At 68.6% G+C, this 15,165-nt stretch carries 16 protein-coding genes and 1 pseudogene; 8 read left to right on the top strand and 9 right to left on the bottom strand.

Annotated elements, in window-relative coordinates; translation table 11 throughout:
• Positions 1-549 (top strand): annotated as a pseudogene (locus H7J06_RS15355) (DNA polymerase III subunit gamma/tau); the annotation flags it as partial.
• Positions 550-582: 33 nt separating this feature from the next.
• Here H7J06_RS15355 and H7J06_RS15350 read toward each other — a convergent pair.
• Positions 583-1,905, bottom strand: a complete 1,323-nt coding sequence (locus H7J06_RS15350; RefSeq protein WP_264039810.1) for a class I SAM-dependent methyltransferase — start codon at positions 1,903-1,905, stop codon at positions 583-585.
• A gap of 28 nt (positions 1,906-1,933) precedes the next feature.
• Positions 1,934-3,313, bottom strand: a complete 1,380-nt coding sequence (locus tag H7J06_RS15345) for an FAD-binding oxidoreductase (RefSeq protein ID WP_264039809.1) — start codon at positions 3,311-3,313, stop codon at positions 1,934-1,936.
• Positions 3,314-3,402: 89 nt separating this feature from the next.
• Here H7J06_RS15345 and H7J06_RS15340 point away from each other — a divergent pair, with 89 nt between their 5' ends.
• Positions 3,403-3,846 (top strand): SRPBCC family protein, encoded by a 444-nt coding sequence (locus H7J06_RS15340; RefSeq protein WP_264039808.1) that lies wholly within the window; start codon positions 3,403-3,405, stop codon positions 3,844-3,846.
• Here the strand turns inward: H7J06_RS15340 and H7J06_RS15335 are convergent.
• A complete protein-coding gene (locus H7J06_RS15335) occupies positions 3,843-4,604 on the bottom strand; it encodes an Rv3717 family N-acetylmuramoyl-L-alanine amidase (protein ID WP_264039807.1) in 762 nt (253 codons plus the stop codon). The two genes, H7J06_RS15340 and H7J06_RS15335, sit on opposite strands and share 4 nt — an antisense overlap.
• Positions 4,605-4,702: 98 nt before the next feature.
• Here H7J06_RS15335 and H7J06_RS15330 point away from each other — a divergent pair, with 98 nt between their 5' ends.
• From H7J06_RS15330 to H7J06_RS15315, 4 genes are all read left to right on the top strand, one after another.
• Entirely contained in the window at positions 4,703-5,035 is a 333-nt protein-coding gene (locus H7J06_RS15330) for a YbaB/EbfC family nucleoid-associated protein (protein ID WP_264039806.1), read from the top strand.
• 1 nt (position 5,036) lies between these two features.
• A complete protein-coding gene (gene recR / locus H7J06_RS15325; protein ID WP_264039805.1) occupies positions 5,037-5,648 on the top strand; it encodes a recombination mediator RecR in 612 nt (203 codons plus the stop codon).
• Positions 5,649-5,658: 10 nt separating this feature from the next.
• Positions 5,659-6,057: a hypothetical protein gene (locus H7J06_RS15320; protein ID WP_264039804.1), complete on the top strand. Its 399-nt coding sequence runs from the start codon at positions 5,659-5,661 to the stop codon at positions 6,055-6,057.
• A gap of 118 nt (positions 6,058-6,175) precedes the next feature.
• Entirely contained in the window at positions 6,176-7,027 is an 852-nt protein-coding gene (locus tag H7J06_RS15315) for a hypothetical protein (protein ID WP_264039803.1), read from the top strand.
• A 117-nt stretch (positions 7,028-7,144) separates the two neighbouring features.
• Here H7J06_RS15315 and H7J06_RS15310 read toward each other — a convergent pair whose 3' ends face one another.
• Together H7J06_RS15310 and H7J06_RS15305 are read right to left on the bottom strand one after the other, a co-directional pair.
• The gene (locus tag H7J06_RS15310; protein ID WP_264039802.1) at positions 7,145-7,861 is read right to left on the bottom strand and encodes a type 1 glutamine amidotransferase; all 717 of its coding nucleotides are present in this window, start codon (positions 7,859-7,861) and stop codon (positions 7,145-7,147) included.
• Positions 7,854-9,080, bottom strand: a complete 1,227-nt coding sequence (locus tag H7J06_RS15305) for a Mur ligase family protein (protein WP_264039801.1) — start codon at positions 9,078-9,080, stop codon at positions 7,854-7,856. Before H7J06_RS15305 ends, H7J06_RS15310 begins: the two co-directional genes overlap by 8 nt.
• Positions 9,081-9,164: 84 nt before the next feature.
• Here H7J06_RS15305 and H7J06_RS15300 point away from each other — a divergent pair, with 84 nt between their 5' ends.
• Positions 9,165-10,157 carry a DEDDh family exonuclease gene (locus H7J06_RS15300; RefSeq protein WP_264039816.1) on the top strand — a complete coding sequence of 331 codons (993 nt, stop codon included), beginning with the start codon at positions 9,165-9,167 and terminating at the stop codon, positions 10,155-10,157.
• A 15-nt stretch (positions 10,158-10,172) separates the two neighbouring features.
• Here the strand turns inward: H7J06_RS15300 and H7J06_RS15295 are convergent, their stop codons facing one another.
• The 3 genes from H7J06_RS15295 to H7J06_RS15285 all read right to left on the bottom strand — a co-directional run bounded on the left by H7J06_RS15295 (position 10,173) and on the right by H7J06_RS15285 (position 13,930).
• On the bottom strand, positions 10,173-10,559 hold the full coding sequence (locus tag H7J06_RS15295) for an SHOCT domain-containing protein (protein ID WP_264039800.1): 387 nt from the start codon (positions 10,557-10,559) through the stop codon (positions 10,173-10,175).
• Between the two features lie 47 nt (positions 10,560-10,606).
• Positions 10,607-12,418: a 2-isopropylmalate synthase gene (gene leuA, locus H7J06_RS15290; RefSeq protein ID WP_308205794.1), complete on the bottom strand. Its 1,812-nt coding sequence runs from the start codon at positions 12,416-12,418 to the stop codon at positions 10,607-10,609.
• A gap of 249 nt (positions 12,419-12,667) precedes the next feature.
• Complete coding sequence (locus tag H7J06_RS15285) at positions 12,668-13,930, bottom strand: ammonium transporter (protein WP_264039799.1); 1,263 nt, start codon at positions 13,928-13,930, stop codon at positions 12,668-12,670.
• Positions 13,931-14,076: 146 nt separating this feature from the next.
• On the opposite strand from H7J06_RS15285, the gene H7J06_RS15280 reads away from it, so the two are divergent.
• Positions 14,077-14,544 carry a hypothetical protein gene (locus H7J06_RS15280; protein ID WP_264039797.1) on the top strand — a complete coding sequence of 156 codons (468 nt, stop codon included), beginning with the start codon at positions 14,077-14,079 and terminating at the stop codon, positions 14,542-14,544.
• Here the strand turns inward: H7J06_RS15280 and H7J06_RS15275 are convergent.
• A complete protein-coding gene (locus H7J06_RS15275) occupies positions 14,513-15,124 on the bottom strand; it encodes a nitroreductase family protein (protein WP_264039796.1) in 612 nt (203 codons plus the stop codon). The two genes, H7J06_RS15280 and H7J06_RS15275, sit on opposite strands and share 32 nt — an antisense overlap.
• Between the last annotated feature and the right edge of the window lie 41 nt (positions 15,125-15,165).

Here is a 15,165-nt window from a genome sequence, read left to right as displayed (position 1 = left end):
GTTCCGCCACCGGCTGCGCGGCCCGAGCCCGTGCCCACCCCGCCACCGCCGGTTGAGGCGCCACCGGCCGCTGCGCCCCCGGACCCTGCGCCCGTGTCGACCGGTGAGCCGGACGCCGCCGCGGTGCGCAGCATGTGGTCGACGGTTCGGGACAAGGTGCGCGAACGCCGCAGGCCCACCGACGTGATGCTCGACGGCGCCGTCGTGCTCGCCGTCGAGGGCGACACCCTGGTGTTGAGCCACGTGTCGGCGCCGCTCGCGGCCCGGCTCAACGAAGCCCGCAACGTCGAGATCATCAGGGACGCGTTGAAGGACGCGCTCGGGGTGAACTGGACCATCCGATGCGAGGCAGGCTCGCCGACCGCGCCCGCTCCCGTCGCGCGTCCGCGTCCGGTGGTGGAGACTCCGCCACCAGTCGAGGAGGACGACGAGGAGAGCATGCTCGCCCAGGCCGTCCACGAAGAGGCAGGGCCGCGTCGCGACCCCGAAGAGGTGGCGCTGGAGCTACTGCAGAGCGAACTGGGCGCCCGGCGGATCGAAGGGGCCTGACCACTCCCCGGGTCGCTCCACTCCTACCCGCCGCTAGGCGTGCCACCAGGGGCGCAGCGGCAGGCCGCCGTCGCCGCCCTTGTTGTCCAGCTTGACCGCCAGAACCTGGTGCAGCTGAACGACGTTCGTCTCGAACCCGAGTCGCGACCCGGCCATGTAGAGGCCCCACACCTTGGCCGTCGGCAGACCGACCTCGGCCACCGCCTCGTCCCAGTGCTCCACGAGGTTGGCGCACCAGTCGCGCAGCGTCAACGCGTAGTGGTGGCGCAGGTTCTCCTCGTGCAGCACCTCCAGGCCGACGTCCTGCACCTCGGTGATGATCCGGCCGGACCCGGTGAGTTCGCCGTCGGGGAAGACGTAGCGGTCGATGAAGCCTCCGGCACCCGCACCGGATCGGTTGTCGGGTCGGGTGATGCAGTGGTTCAGCAGCAGGGCGCCGGTGCGCATCTTCGACTTGAGGAAACGGAAGTACGACGCGTAGTTCTGCACGCCGATGTGCTCGGTCAGCCCGATCGACGACACGGCGTCGAAACCGGACTCGCGCACGTCGCGGTAGTCGCCGTGACGCACCTCGGCCAGGTCGGAGAGGCCCTCGTCGGCGATCGCCTTCTGTGCCCACGCCGCCTGTTCCCTGGACAGCGTGACGCCGACGGCCTTGACGCCGTGGCGGGCGGCGTAGCGCACCATGCTGCCCCAGCCGCAGCCGACGTCGAGCAGCCGGTCACCGGGTTGCAGGCGGAGCTTCTCGAAGACCAACCGGTACTTGTTGTCCTGGGCTTGCTCCAGGCTCGCATCGGCGTCCGGGTAGGCCGCGCAGGTGTAGGTCATCGACGGCCCGAGTACCCACTCGTAGAACGTGTTCGACACGTCGTAGTGGTGGTGGATGGCTTCCGCGTCGCGGGTCTTGCTGTGCCGCAGGCCCTCCGCGATGCGGCGCCAGCGCGGCAGCGCCTCCTGCGGCGGCGGGGCGATCGGTCGCAGGTGCTCGAAGCCGATCGACCGGACGATGTTGGCGAGCATCCGGGCCGACGGTCGCTTGAAGTCCATGTTGTCGCCGAGGGCGCGCAGCAGGTCGTAGGGATCACCCGGATGCACGCCGGTGGGCACCACGTCACCGGAGACGTAGGCGCGGGCCAGTCCCAGCTCGCCCGGCGCGGTCGCCAGGTAGGTGGTGCCGCGGGGGGTGCGTAGGTCGAGCCCGACCTGGGCGTCGGCGGGACCCGCCGAGCTGCCGTCGTAGGCGGTGAACTTCATCGACAGGTCGTCACCGGCCGTGAGCACCTCGAGGATCTCGGCCAGTGTCAACCGCCCGGGCGTCGTCGCGGAATCCGCGGGGACCTCTTTGTAGGTAGTCATGGATGCTCTCCGCTCTTCGTGCAAGCGCTCATCGCCTCTGCACCGCTTTCGCGTACAGATCGAGCAGACGCGAGTCTGGGTCGTAGGTCTTCTTGACCGTGTTGTAGGTTTCCCCGCCGTAGAGCTGGCTGAACTCCTCGGGCGAGTAATAGGCGTCGGAGTACAGGGACTTGTGGCCGTCCAACTCGCTGACCTTCTTCTCGATCAGTCGGTTCGTCTCTCCCTCTACCGAGCTGGCTGGAACCGACGACCAGAAGCCTATGTTGACGTAGGTGTGATGCCCGGCAATTGGGTACAAAGGCCAGCCCACGTCGTCGCGCAACCGCAACGGACACAGCCAGATGGGTTCGATCGGCACGTTGTCCAGGAACCAGTCGACGAATTCAGTCGTGCGCTCGATCGGCACCTCGATGTCCTGCACGACGCGCTCCAGCGGGGGTCGGCCGTTGCGCTTCTCGATGCGGTCGGCGATGTCGAAGCGTCGGTCGTAGGCGATGAGCTTCCAGTAGAAGCTGCTGCGGCGTAGCCGTCGGGGCCAGAAGCGCCGGATCGTCGGATTCTGGGCGCCGAACGCCCGCGAGCACCAGAACCAGTCGGTATCCCACCGCCACAGGTAGTCGTGAATGGTCAGCCGGTCGTGCTTCTCACCGTCGGCGTGCTGAATGGAGCGGTAGTAGATGTCGCGCCCGGTGTAGTCGCTGACCGGGCCCGGCGTCGCCGTCCGCACGCCGAGACTCAGGTAGGCCTCGTCGACGCTGAACACCACGCCGTCGACGTAGTCGACCGGCACGCCGTCGAAGCCGCGCGTCTCGACGATGCGGTCCATGGTGGCGACGAGGTCGGAGACCGAGGTGAACCGCAGGTGCCTCAGTGCGACGAACGGTTTGACGGGTTCCAGCTCGATCTTCAACCGCACCGAATAGCCAAGCGTGCCATAGGAGTTCGGGAACGCGTAGAACAGATCTGAGTGCGCGTCGCGGCTGGCCGTCACCACGTCGCCGGTGCCGGTCAGGATGTCCATCTCCAGCACCGATTCATGCGGCAAGCCGTTGCGGAAGGACGCCGACTCGATGCCGAGGCCCGTCACCGCGCCGCCGAGGGTGATGGTCTTCAACTGCGGCACCACCAGCGGCGACAAACCGTGGGGGAGCGTCGCGGCGACCAGGTCCTCGTAGGTGCACATCCCCGCGACGTCGGCGGTGCGCGCCTCCGGGTCCACGGAGATGACGCCCGTCAGACCCGAGACGTCGAGGCCCTTGACGGTGGACTTCTCGCGGGCTCGGAACAGGTTCGAGGTGGGCTTCGCCAGGCGTACCGTCGCGCTGGGTGGAATTGCTCGGTAACTCGCCAGCAGTCTCTCCACGCCTGCCGCGTGGGCCGACTGCGCTTCGGTCGCTGCAACAGTCACACACGTACGCTAGACCCCGGTCGCACCCGATGCGACTGGACCGGCCCGGGACAACGCCCGTTCACCCTCAGATCTAGGAGTCTTCACCGATGGGACAGGTCAGCGCCTCCAGCACTGTCTTGATCAACGCCGAGCCGGCTGTCGTGTTCGCGGCGGTCGCCGACTATCAGACGGTTCGTCCGAAGATCCTCTCCTCGCACTACAGCGGCTACCAGGTCCTGGAGGGTGGCCAGGGCGCAGGCACCGTCGCCACGTGGAAGCTGCAGGCCACCGAGAAGCGAGTGCGCGACGTCAAGGCCACGGTCGACGTCGCAGGCCACGCGGTGATCGAGAAGGACGCCAACTCGACGATGGTGACCAACTACACAGTCGCTCCGGCCGGACCGGGCGCGTCGGTGACGGTCAAGACGACGTGGCAGGGCGCCGGCGGCGTCAAGGGCTTCTTCGAGAAGACGTTCGCGCCGCTGGGTTTACGCAAGATCCAGGCCGAGGTGCTGGCCAACCTGAAGAATGAGGTCGAGTCGACCAGCTAGGCGACTGCCCGCGCCGGCCGCGTCGCCAGGAACCCGGCGATGCCGCGCACCACGGCGTCGGCGTACTTCTGCCGGCCGTCCGGGCTCTCGATCAACGCGGAGTCGGCGGGGTTCTTCATGTTGCCCAGCTCGACCAGCACCGACGGGTACTGGGCCAGGTTGAGGCCGGTCAGGTCCGAGCGTGGGTAGAGCCCGCCCTGACCGATGTAGTTCGCGGGCAGCAGGCCCGACGCCTGCAGCTGGTCGCGCATGGTCTGGGCGAACTGGAGCGACGGCCCCGCCTGGGCGGCGTTGAGTGGCGGCGACGAGTAGTTGACGTGGAAGCCGCGGCCCGTGGCCGGCCCGCCGTCGGCGTGGATCGACACGATCGCATCGGGCTTGAGCGCGTTGGCCATCGCCGCCCGCTCGTCGACGCACGCGGCGACGCCGGTGTCGTCGCCGCGGGACATCGCGGTGCGCACCCCCAGCGCGGTCAACTCCTGCCGGATGCGCAACACGGTCTCCCAGTTGAAGGTGTGCTCGGGATAGCCGTCGTTCGTCGTCGTCCCACTGGTTTGGCAGTCCTTGGTGCCACCGCGTCCCGTCGGGACCTGCTTGGTCAGCGACGCGTCGTTGGCGCCGTTGTGACCCGGGTCGAGGAAGACGATCATCCCCGCGATGTTGGACGGGGCGGCCGCGGCGGACGGAGACAGGAGCGCTCCGACGAGGAGGCTGACGGCGAGGGCTGCGCCGACACGCAGGCAGACAGGTACGTGCACGACGCCCAAGCTAGTTCGCGAGACGACTACTCTTGGAGGACGAATCGCCACGCGCTGAGACAGCAACCAGTTCGAGACCAATACGCAAGGGGACCGTCATGCAACCCGGCCAACCGCCCGACATGTCGGCGCTCCTCGCGCAGGCCCAACAGGTGCAGCAGCAGTTGATGGAGGCGCAGGAAGCACTTGCCGTCACCGAGGTGCACGGGCAGGCCGGCGGGGGCCTCGTGCAGGTCACGATGAAGGGCAGCGGCGAGGTGACCGGCGTGGCGATCGACCCGAAGGTCGTCGACCCCGACGACGTCGAGACGCTGCAGGACCTCGTCATCGGCGCCATCAGGGACGCCGCCCAACAGGTGACGTTGATGGCGCAGAGCAAGCTTGGTCCGCTGGCCGGCGGCCTTGGCGGGCTCGAACTGCCGGGGTTCTGACTTGTTTGAAGGTCCCGTCCAGGACTTGATCGACGAACTGGGCAAGCTTCCGGGCATCGGGCCGAAGAGCGCGCAGCGCATCGCGTTTCATCTGCTGTCGGTCGAGCCGCCGGACATCGACCGGTTGACCGCGGTGCTGGCCAAGGTGCGGGACGGCGTGCAGTTCTGCTCGGTGTGCGGCAACGTTTCCGACGCCGAACGCTGCCGCATCTGCTCGGATTCGCGGCGGGACGCCTCGCTGGTGTGCGTGGTGGAGGAACCCAAGGACGTCGCGGCCGTCGAACGCACACGCGAGTTCCGCGGTCGTTACCACGTGCTAGGCGGTGCGCTGGATCCGCTGTCGGGCGTCGGGCCCGAGCAGTTGCGAATTCGCGAGCTGCTCAACCGAATTGGTGAGCGAGTCGACGGCGTGGACGTCGCCGAGGTCATCATCGCGACCGACCCGAACACCGAGGGCGAGGCCACGGCGACCTACCTGGTGCGCATGCTTCGCGACATTCCCGGGCTGACGGTCACCCGCATCGCCTCCGGACTGCCGATGGGCGGCGATCTGGAATTCGCCGACGAGCTCACCCTGGGACGCGCTCTGACCGGCCGTCGGGCGATGGCTTAAGTTGTCGACCATGCCTGACGATGAGTTCAAGGTCGAGGTCGAACTCGGCGACGAGGCGCACCACCTGTCCTTCTGGGACCGGCTGCGGTCACTCGACGTGGACGACGTGGCCCGCCAACGGCTGGGCAGCCGGGTGACGGTGACCCGCGACGGCAACCGGATTCAGCTGTACACGCACAGCCTGCGGGATGCCAAGGAAGCCGAGCGCACCACGCGCGAACTCGTCCTCGCCGACGACATCACCGCGGAGTACACGGTGAGCCGGTGGGACGCCGACGCGCAGCAGTGGGTCGACGTGGGCGACGGGCACGCGGTCACCGACGACGCACCGGACGCACCGGTGCCCGATCCGAGCTACGTGATCCTCGAGGCCTACAAGCCGGAGTTCCTGCGCGACCTGGGGCTGTAGCGGGGGGTCGCACTAACGCCTGACCCGCGAGACATAAACGTCGGCGGCGACACGCCGCGGGGCGCCGCCACGGCTTATGTCTCGCGCGGTTGTCGGTGGGCAATGTCAGGGTCCGGGAATGGCAGCGGTCTTCTCGGGGAGTCGGGCAGTGAGACGTGGGCAGCTGACCCGCCACCGGCTTCGCACCCGTTTCGAAGCGGTCCATCCCGACGTCTACGTTGCGGAGTTCGCGGAGCTGACGACCGCGGACCGAGCGCGGGCAGCGATGCTGTGGTCGAAGGGTCGCGGGGTGGTGGCCGGTCTGACCGCCTCGGCGTTGCACGGTGCACGCTGGGTGGACGACGACGAACCCGTCGAGCTGATCTGGCGCAATCAACACGCCCCCCGCGGGGTGGTGACGCGCAATGAACGCATCGCCGACGACGAAATCGCGCTCGTCGACGCCATCCCGGTGACGACGACGGCTCGCACCGCGCTGGACCTCGGTCGTCATCTCGACCGTGACGCTGCAGTGACGCGCCTGGATGCGCTGGCCCACGCGACGGGGATCTCGGCGGCTGACGTCGAGCCGCTACTGATTCGGTATCGCGGCAGCCGTGGCGTGCAGAGGGCGCGCGAGGCGATCGGCCTGATGAATGCCGGCGGCACGTCCCCGAAGGAGACCTGGCTGCGGCTACTCGTATTGGACGCCGGTCTGCCAATCCCGCAGTCCCAGTTGATGGTTCACAACGGCGACCACTATCCCCTCGCCTACCTCGATCTTGGCTGGGACAAGTACATGGTCGCGGTGGAGTACGACGGCGACCAGCACCGCAAGGACCGCAAGCAGTACCTGAAGGACATCAGCCGCCTGCGGATGCTCGAACGTCTGGGCTGGATCGTCGTCAGAGTCGTCGCCGAAGACCACCCGCTGGACGTCGTTCGCCGCGTTCGCGCGGCCCTTGCCGGTCGCGGCTACCGCGAGACATAAGCCGTGGCGGCGACACGCCGGTGGACCCCGCCACCGTTTATGTCTCGCCCCGGGGGAGGGCGCGCCAGGGGAGGGCGCGCGGGTGAGGGCGCGCGGGCGCGGGTGGTGACCCAGAACCTACGCCCGGCGGGGTGCGGCCAGCCGTTCGCGACGCAGCTGCTCCACCTCGGCCAACTGGACCGGCGCCAGCTCGCCCACTACGCGCGACAGCAGGTGGTCGGCCAGTTGCGGATTGCGGGCCAGGCACGGGCCGTGCAGATAAGTCGCGACGATGCTGCCCTGCACCGCGCCGTCGAAGCCGTCGCCGTCGCGGTTGCCTGCACCGCTGATCACCTTGGCCAGAGGCGCGGCATCAGGACCCAAAGTCGTTCCGCCGCGGTGGTTCTCGAATCCCGTCAGGCGCTGGTCGAGGCCGGGCACCAGCGGCTGTGAGACGACTTCCCCGATGGTCCGCGCGGGCTGCGGTGAGGTGGTCACGTCCAGTATGCCGACGCCGTCGACCCGTTCGCCCGACGACGTCTCATACCAATGTCCGAGCACCTGGATCGCCGCGCAGATCGCGAGCACCGGTGCGCCCCGCTCGGCGGCTCGCTGCAGGCCGGGATATTGGATGAGGTGCTTGGTGGCCAGCCGTTGTGCGTAGTCCTCCGCGCCGCCGAGGGTGTAGAGGTCAAGGGAGTCGGGCACCGGGTCGGCCAGGGTGATCTCGACGACCTCGGCGTCAAAACCCCTCAGCCGCAACCGTTCCCGGAGGACGACGGCATTGCCGCCGTCACCGTAGGTGCCCATCACGTCGGGCAGCACCAGCCCGATGCGAACCGTTGATTCACTCACGAGGCAGCCGCCGGTTGAGTTGCAGGAACGCGGTGTAGTTGGCGATCACCTCGACGTGCCCGGGCGGGCAGGCCGCGATGGCCTTCATCGTGTCGTGCACGAGGGTGTGCTCGACGCCGGCGTACCCCAGGCGCACCGCCAGATCGGTGCCGCGCTCACCCGCGGCCACCACCGTGGTGTCGTCGAAGTGCTCGAATCGGACGTCCCACAGCCACGACAGGTCCTCGCCGTCGGGCACCTGGCCGTTGACCGAGATCACGACGCCCGCCCCGTGCTTGTCGACCATTGACAGCGCCTCGTGCCAGCCCGCCGGATTCTTGGCAAGCAGCACCCGCACGGTGTGCTCACCGAGCTTCACGGTGCGGTAGCGCCCCGCGACCTCGTCGACGCCGGACACCGCCGCGACGGCCTTCGCGGGATCGGCGCCAAGGGTGACCGCCGCCGCGACCGCCTGCGTCGCGTTGCCGCGGTTGACGGCGCCGGGCAGCGCCAAGGTCATCGGCAGGGTCAGCCCGTCGGGGCCGTGGACGTGGGTGTCGTCGTACCACCACTGCGGCGTGGGCCGCTTGAAGTCGGTGCCCGTCGAGTACCAGTGCGATTCCTCGCGCACGATCACCTCGCCGCTGCGAGGGCAGCTGACCGAGTCGTTGGCCCACGTTCCGCCGGCGGCCACCCACACCACGTTCGGGCTGTCGTAGGCCGCCGACGTCATCAGCACGTCGTCGCAGTTGGCGACGACGACGGCGTCGCCGTGTCGGGCGAGCCCGCTTCGCAGCGTGCGTTCGATGTGGTTGATCTCACCCACACGGTCGAGCTGGTCGCGGGACAGGTTCAGCAGTACGACGACCGCGGCCGACACGGCGTCCAGGACGTGCGGGACGTGCATTTCGTCGACTTCGAGCGCCGCGAGCGTGGCGGTTCGGTCGCCGGCCAGCGCCGCGATGAGCCCCGCGTCCATGTTCGCGCCCTCGGCGTTGGTGGCGACGGGGCCCATCGTCGCAAGGGCGGCGGCGGTCATCCTGGTGGTGGTCGACTTGCCATTGGTGCCGGTCACGACGACGGAGCTACGGCCGGTGCCAAGTTGGCCGAGGATCGACTTGTCCAGGGCCATGGAGACGAGCCCGCCGATCATCGCCCCGGCGCCCCGGCCGGTGACCCGCGACGCCCACCGTGCGGCCGACCCGGCGCCCAGCGCGATACGACCCCGAGTGGTGACCATCCCCGGCAGTCTAAAAGGGCCAAAGTCGGCTGGCGACACGCGGCGTCTCGACCGGGCCTTGTCGGGGTCGCGTGCCATTCTCGAATCGTGAGCCAAACGTTCGGCCGACCGGCCTCCCGGCCCGGTGCGGGCTGGGCGGTGGTCGACGTCGAGACGACGGGGTTTCATCCACGTCAGGCCCGCGTCGTCAGCGTGGCCGCGTTGGCGCTTGGCGACGACGGCAACGTCGAGGGCAGCTTCGCCAGCCTGCTCAACCCGGGTGTCGATCCCGGGCCCACCCACGTCCACGGTCTGACCACCGAGATGTTGCAGGGTCAGCCGACCTTCGCCGACGTCGTCGGTGAGCTCAACGCGGTCCTCGACGGGCGCACGCTGGTGGCACACAACGTCGGCTTCGACTACTCCTTCCTGGCCAACGAAGCCGAGCTGGTGGGCGCGGAGCTGCCGGTCGACACCGTGATGTGCACGGTCGAGTTGGCCCGCCGGCTCAACCTCGGGGTCGACAACCTGCGGCTCGAGACGCTGGCCGCGCACTGGGGAGTCACGCAGATGCGGCCGCACGACGCCCTCGACGACGCCATGGTGCTCGCCCAGATCCTCAAGCCGTCACTTGCGGGTGCGCACGACCGCAACGCGTGGCTGCCGGTCCGGCCGGTGTCGCGCCGGACGTGGCCCAACGGTCAGGTCACCCACGACGAGCTGCTGCCGCTGCGGACCCTTGCGGCCCGGTTGCCGGGTGACTTCCAGAACCCCGGCCGGTTCGTCGCCGGCCGCCCGCTGGTGCAGGGGATGCGGGTGGCCCTGTCCGCCGAGGTCACGCACACCTACGAGGAGCTCATCGAGCGGATGCTGCACGTCGGGCTGTCCTACGCCGACATCGTCGACCAGCAGACGTCGGTGGTCGTGTGCAACGACCCCGACCCCGACCAGGGCCGCGGCTACCAGGCCCGCGAGATGGGCATCCCGCTGGTCGACGACGCGACGTTCACCGCGCTGATCGAACACGTCGTCGGTGGCACCGGGGTCGAGCAGTTCACCGACACGACGCTCCGCGGCGACCAGTTCACCTTGTTCTGAGGCCGGCCGGACCGGTTAGGCCAGGGCCTTGGCCTTCAGTGACTCGTACTCGCCTTGGTTGATCGTGCCCGCGTCGAGCAACTCCTTGGCGTGCGCGATCTCCTCGGCCGGTGATCGTCCGGCGGCCTGCTTGATGTAGTCGTCGGTCTGCTTCTTGGCCGCGACGGCGGCCTCGTGTGCCCGCACGGACATCCCCTGGCCACGGAAGACCAGGTACAGGACCGCCGTCAGCCACGGAACGAGGAACAGAAAGACGACCCAGATCGCCTTCACCACACCGGAGGTCTGGTGGTCCCGCCAGAACAGATCCGTCAGGATCTGGAAGAGCACCAGCAGGTAGGCGATCCACGCGAAGATGATCAGGAAGTGCCACAGGAAATCCCACGTCGAACCCCAGTCCATCACGGCTCCTCACGTCGTCGACGCCACGTCTTGACGCCGACGTCAGTTTAATCCCGGGCGGCCCGGTTCACCGCGGATACGACGGCCCGCAGCGATGCGGTGGTGATGGACGTCGCGATGCCGACCCCCCACACCGTCTTGCCGCCGACCGACGCCTCGACGTAGGCCGCCGCCTGGGCTTCCTCGCCCGCCGACAACGCGTGCTCGGAGTAGTCCAGCACGCTGACGTCGAATCCGACGGCGCCGATGGCGTCGACGAACGCCGCGAGCGGGCCGTTGCCCGCGCCGACGATCTCGCGCTCCTCGCCGTGGACCTTCACCGTCGCAGTGATCGTGTCCGTGCCGCCGTCTTCCTCGGCGGCGTCGACCTTCTGCCGAATGCGCTCCAGCGGCGTGATGGGTGCCAGGTACTCGTCGGCGAAGACGTCCCACATCTCCTTGGGCGACACCTCGCCACCCTCGCCGTCGGTGATCTTCTGGATGGCTTGGCTGAACTCGATTTGCAGCCGCCGGGGCAGCGCCAGCCCGTGGTCGGCCTTCATGATGTAGGCCACGCCGCCCTTGCCGGACTGCGAGTTGACCCGGATCACGGCCTCGTAGGTGCGGCCGACGTCCTTGGGGTCGATGGGCAGATACGGCACCTGCCACAGGATGTCGCCGACGTCCGAGCCTGCCGCGTCGGCGTCGATCTTCATCGCGTCCAGGCCCTTGTTGATGGCGTCCTGGTGGCTGCCGGAGAACGCCGTGTAGACCAGATCGCCGCCGTACGGGTGCCGTTCGTGCACGGGCAGCTGGTTGCAGTATTCGACCGTGCGGCGAATCTCGTCGATGTTGGAGAAGTCGACCTGCGGGTCGACGCCGCGGCTGAACATGTTCAGCCCCAGCGTCACCAGGCAGACGTTGCCGGTACGTTCACCGTTGCCGAACAGGCAGCCCTCGATACGGTCGGCGCCGGCCTGGTAGCCCAATTCGGCTGCGGCGACGGCGGTTCCGCGATCGTTGTGCGGGTGCAGGCTCAGAATGATCGAGTCGCGGCGAGCCAGGTTGCGGCTCATCCACTCGATCGAGTCGGCGTAGACGTTGGGGGTGGCCATCTCGACGGTGGCGGGCAGGTTCACGATCAGCGGGCTCTCGGGGGTCGCGCCGACGATCTCCGAGACCGCGTCGCACACCTCCTTGGCGTACTCGAGTTCGGTGCCCGTGTAGGACTCGGGGGAGTATTCGAAACGCCATTGCGTGCCAGGGTGTTTCGCTGCCTCGGCGACGCACATCCGGGCGCCGTCGGTGGCGATCTTCTTGACGGCCTCACGGTCGGCGCGGAACACGACGCGCCGCTGCAGGATCGACGTCGAGTTGTAGAAGTGCACGATCGCCTTGGGTGCGCCAGCGCACGCCTCGAACGTCCGCTCGATCAGTTCGGCCCGGCACTGCGTCAGCACCTGGATGGTGACGTCGTCGGGAATCGCACCGTCGGTGATGATTTCGCGGACGAAGTCGAAGTCGGTCTGGCTGGCCGACGGGAAGCCGACCTCGATCTCCTTGTAGCCCATGCGGACCAGCAGGTCGAACATGCGCCGCTTGCGTTCCGGGCTCATCGGGTCGATCAGGGCTTGGTTGCCGTCGCGCAGGTCGACCGCGCACCACATCGGCGCGGTCTCCACCACCTTGTCCGGCCACGTGCGGTCGGCCAACGTGACCGGCTCGACCTCTTCGGCGAACGGGCGGTAGCGGTTGACGGGCATCGAGGTGCCGCGCTGGGTGTTCCACATCGGTTGGCCGGGATGGCGGTCGCCGGACGGGGTGTTGATGGTGCGCGCCGAGGTGTACGCGTCGATGGAATGCGGGTTGGGATTGTTCACGGTTCTCGCTCCGGTTCGAGTCTGGAAGAAATTCAGACCGGCGCATCAAGACAACCCGCGACGGGAAGCCAGTCTGGATCAGACCCCGTCGCGGCGTCCGAGGAGGAGCGTCCGCTGCACGTGGGTCACCCTACTCCGCGAGGGCGTTTCTCCAAAACACTGGCTCGGACCTGGGAGGCCGGTGGCAGCTCGACCAGGTGACGAGGACCCGACCGGCGCGGGGCGAATCGCGCCGGTCGGGGCCGGTCTCTACGCGGGAGACAGCTCGTATGCCGCGTCGCGGTGCAACTTGGCGTCGATGCCGCTCTCCTCGTCCTCTGGGGCGACGCGAATGCCCATCGTCTTCTTGATCGCGATGGCGATGACGTACGCCACCACGAACGAGTAGACGAGCACGGCGCCCGCCGCGACGGCTTGGCGCCACAGCTGGTCGAAGCTGCCGCCGTAGAACAGCCCGTTGACCTTGTTCGGCATGCTGTCGCTGGCGAGGAACCCGATGAGCAGGGTGCCGATGACGCCGCCGACGAGGTGCACGCCGACGACGTCGAGGCTGTCGTCGTACCCGAACTTCGACTTCAGCCCGACGGCGTACGGGCAGATCGCTCCGGCGACGACGCCGAGGATGATCGCGCCGACCGGGGTGACGGCGCCACAGGCCGGGGTGATGGCGACCAGGCCGGTGATCGCACCCGCCGCCGCGCCGACACCGGTGACGTGGCCGTCCTTGAACTTCTCCACCGCGAGCCAGGCCAGCGTGGCCGCGCAGGTCGCGACGAACGTGGTGACCATGACGATCGCGGCCGAGTTGCCCGCGGCGAGCGCCGAACCGCCGTTGAACGCGTACCAGCCAGCCCACAGCAGGCCGGCGCCCAGCAGGGTGAGCGGGACGTTGTGCGGCTTGCGCAGCTGGCCCCAGCTCGCGGACTTGCCAAGCACGATCGCGACGGCCAATGCCGCGGCACCCGCGTTGATGTGCACGGCCGTGCCGCCGGCGAAGTCGATGGCCTTCAGGTTGTTGGCGATCCAGCCGCCGGTCGCGTCGGGGGTGACCGTGCCGTTGACGGCGAAGACCCAGTGTGCGACCGGGAAGTAGACCAGGACGGCCCAGAATCCGGCGAACACCATCCACGCGCTGAACTTCATCCGGTCGGCCGCGGCGCCGGAGACCAGTGCCACGGTGATGGCCGCGAACAACGCCTGGAACAGGGCGAACAAGCTGACTTGCAGCCCGGAGATGGTGGTCTGCGACGTCAGCAGGTCCTTCATGCCGGCGAACTCGGTGATGCTGCCGACGAAGCCGCCGTAGGACGTCCCGAAGGCCATCGAGAAGCCGAACAGGACCCACAGCACGCCGACGAGGGCGGCGGAGCCGAAGGTCATCATCATCATGTTCGTCGAGCTCTTGACCGAGACCATGCCGCCGTAGAACAGCGCCAGCCCCGGGATCATCAGCGTGAGGCCGATGATGCAACACAGCATGAACGCCGTGGTGCCGGTGTCAACTACTTCCATCGGGAACTCTCCATCAGTGGGCGGCCCCCTCGGGGCCGATCACTGGCAGTGAACGATGTTTCTGTTACGTGGACGGGATCGTGATGTTGCGCGCACGTTAACGTCCTCGGCGGCGTCGCGGTGCGGACCTGTGCCAGCATCGAGGCGTGAAACGCGTGAGGCCGTTGACGACGGTCGTGGTGCTGGTGGCGATGCTCGTCGGCGGCGGCATCTGGTGGTTCTTCTTCCGGGGGCCGTCCTCCTCGGACTGCGCCCCGGTGCGGGAGTTGCTGTCGTTCAACAAGACTCAGATCGAACGGCTCAACGCCAAGACCCACGAGCCCGAACCGGGGTCCTACGGTTCGGAGACCCTGCCCACCGAACTCGACTACCGGGATTGGACCGACGGGCTGGCCGACCGCGCGTCGAAGGTCTCCGCACCCGATCTGGCCGGGCCGGCGCGCGACGTGGCGCAGACCGCCGACCGGCTGGTCCGGGCCCGCCTCGACTACGACGCGCAGGCGGCGCGGACCGCGCCCGGGGCCGCCGCACCGGCGTCGGCGATGGTGGTCAAGGCCTTCAACGACCAGTTCGAAGGGCAGGTCAGGTCGCTGCTGCAGGCGTGCCCGCTGTGAACGCGGAGCCCCAGCGGCCGGCGAACGCCACCTGCTCCAGCGGCAGCCGCTGCCGGGGCTTCGAGTCCCGCTCGAGGACCGCCGCGTCGGCCGTCGAGTAGTCGCCAAGGGCGCCCACCGCCAGCACCGCCACCGGTCTGACCCCCGCGGGGACGTCGAACGCCCCGCGTGCCGCGTCGGCGTCGAACCCGGCCATCGGATGCGCGACCAGCCCCCTCGCCACCGCCTCGACGCTGGCGTTGGCGATCGCGGCTCCCGCGTCGACCGCGGAGTAGAACGCCGTGTTCTCGTCGGGCCCCTCGTCGGCGCAGACCAGAAGCAGCGCGCTCGCGGCCGCAGCGTAGGAGTTGCCACGCTTGAGCGTCGCCACCAGGGCGTCGAACGTCTCGTCGCCACGCACGCCCACCACGAACCGGACCGGCTGTCGAGCTCCCCAGGTCGCGGCCCAGCGGGCGGCTTCGAGGACGGCCGTCAGCTGTTCGGTGGTGATCGTCGCGTCGGGATCGAAGGCACGGGGACTCCAGCGCGCCGCGATCGGCTCGTGGATCGGTACGCGGGTGTCGGCCAGTCTGTTGGTCACGGGTCCGACGCTACCGCCGGACGGGAGGGGAAAATCGGGTG

This window comes from Mycolicibacterium hodleri (assembly GCF_025822245.1).
Lineage (GTDB): Bacteria > Actinomycetota > Actinomycetes > Mycobacteriales > Mycobacteriaceae > Mycobacterium > Mycobacterium hodleri.
The sequence above is the reverse complement of the archived record's forward strand: the minus strand, read 5'-3'. Positions and strand labels throughout refer to the sequence as shown.

Excerpts from the sequence above, each read along its gene's own strand:
- H7J06_RS15350 (WP_264039810.1), bottom strand. The coding sequence starts at position 1,905 with ATGACTACCTACAAAGAGGTCCCCGCGGATTCCGCGACGACGCCCGGG.
- H7J06_RS15340 (WP_264039808.1), top strand. The coding sequence starts at position 3,403 with ATGGGACAGGTCAGCGCCTCCAGCACTGTCTTGATCAACGCCGAGCCG.
- H7J06_RS15330 (WP_264039806.1), top strand. The coding sequence starts at position 4,703 with ATGCAACCCGGCCAACCGCCCGACATGTCGGCGCTCCTCGCGCAGGCC.
- H7J06_RS15320 (WP_264039804.1), top strand. The coding sequence starts at position 5,659 with ATGCCTGACGATGAGTTCAAGGTCGAGGTCGAACTCGGCGACGAGGCG.
- H7J06_RS15315 (WP_264039803.1), top strand. The coding sequence starts at position 6,176 with ATGGCAGCGGTCTTCTCGGGGAGTCGGGCAGTGAGACGTGGGCAGCTG.
- H7J06_RS15305 (WP_264039801.1), bottom strand. The coding sequence starts at position 9,080 with ATGGTCACCACTCGGGGTCGTATCGCGCTGGGCGCCGGGTCGGCCGCA.
- H7J06_RS15295 (WP_264039800.1), bottom strand. The coding sequence starts at position 10,559 with ATGGACTGGGGTTCGACGTGGGATTTCCTGTGGCACTTCCTGATCATC.
- H7J06_RS15285 (WP_264039799.1), bottom strand. The coding sequence starts at position 13,930 with ATGGAAGTAGTTGACACCGGCACCACGGCGTTCATGCTGTGTTGCATC.